At 65.9% G+C, this 1,089-nt stretch carries 2 protein-coding genes; one reads left to right on the top strand and one right to left on the bottom strand.

Going from position 1 to position 1,089, the window contains the following annotated elements:
• Positions 1-185 (bottom strand): hypothetical protein (locus ACFYZ4_RS39905; RefSeq protein ID WP_390786315.1); only part of this gene is annotated, 185 nt, incomplete at its 3' end.
• A gap of 67 nt (positions 186-252) precedes the next feature.
• Here ACFYZ4_RS39905 and ACFYZ4_RS39900 point away from each other — a divergent pair.
• Complete coding sequence (locus tag ACFYZ4_RS39900; RefSeq protein WP_390786314.1) at positions 253-1,020, top strand: transposase; 768 nt, start codon at positions 253-255, stop codon at positions 1,018-1,020.
• Positions 1,021-1,089 lie beyond the last annotated feature (69 nt).

Genomic DNA, 1,089 nt, shown 5'->3' with positions numbered 1-1,089 from the left:
GGGCCGAGGAAAACATCCGCGATCTCAGCACCCGTGTCCAGGACGACGACCGTTCTTTCGGCTGTCCAGTTGCCGCTGCTCATCATGGCGTCACGGGCGTAGTTCCAGTCGTCCTGGAGCCGTGCCCTGAGGAATGCCGCTACATCCGGGGCCGGCGTCTTGGCGGAGTCGTCGTCCTGAGGCATACATGGATCCTCCCGGTCGGCTCCCGGTCGCGTCTACCCGGCAGCCCCCACGTGTCATGATCTCGGAATGACGGGCGTGATCACAGCTTCGGACCCTTCGTGGATAGCCCCGTTCACCGGACTGAGTCCCCGCGTGTTCCGCAAGCTGATCACGGTGCTGCGGCGTGAAGGCGCCGATGAGATCCGCCCAGGGCGTCCGTGGTCGCTTTCCCTGGAGGACCGGGTCCTGTTGGTGGCCGCCTACTGGCGCACCAACCTGACGCTGCGGCAGCTCGCGCCATTGTTCGGCGTCTCGAAGTCTGCGGCCGATCGGATCGTCGACCACACTGGTCCGCTGATGGCGCTGAAGCAGCGGCAACGATTCGCCAGGGGGACCGTGCTCATCGTGGATGGCACTCTCGTGCCGACCCGGGACCACTCCGTCGCCGAGCAGTCCAAGAACTATCGGTACTCCACCAACCACCAGGTCGTCATCGACGCCGACACGCAGTTGGTCGCAGTCGTGGGCAGACCTCTCCCGGGCAATCGCAACGACTGCATAGCCTGGGCCGAGTCCGGCGCAAAGGCTGCCGTCGGCAAGACCATCACGATCGCCGACGGCGGCTACCCCGGCACCGGACTCGTCATGCCACACCGCCGCCCACCTAGCGGTGAACTCTGCGACTGGAAGCGCGAGCACAACCGCTCCCACAAGCAGGTCCGGGCCCGCATCGAGCACGTCTTCGCGCGCATGAAGACCTGGAAGATCCTGCGCGACTGCCGCCTGAAGGGCGACGGTGTCCACCACGCAATGCCCGGCATCGCTCGTCTGTGCAACCTCCTCCAGGCCGGATAGCCAGCAGACCTGGCCTCCGGGACGACGGCACGTCCACCCCGTGGAGATCGATTACGGGACAGCCCTTAG

The organism is Streptomyces sp. NPDC001513, assembly GCF_042894695.1.
GTDB lineage: Bacteria > Actinomycetota > Actinomycetes > Streptomycetales > Streptomycetaceae > Streptomyces.
This window is presented reverse-complemented; position numbering and strand designations above follow the sequence as displayed.

Excerpts from the sequence above, each read along its gene's own strand:
- ACFYZ4_RS39900 (WP_390786314.1), top strand. The coding sequence starts at position 253 with ATGACGGGCGTGATCACAGCTTCGGACCCTTCGTGGATAGCCCCGTTC.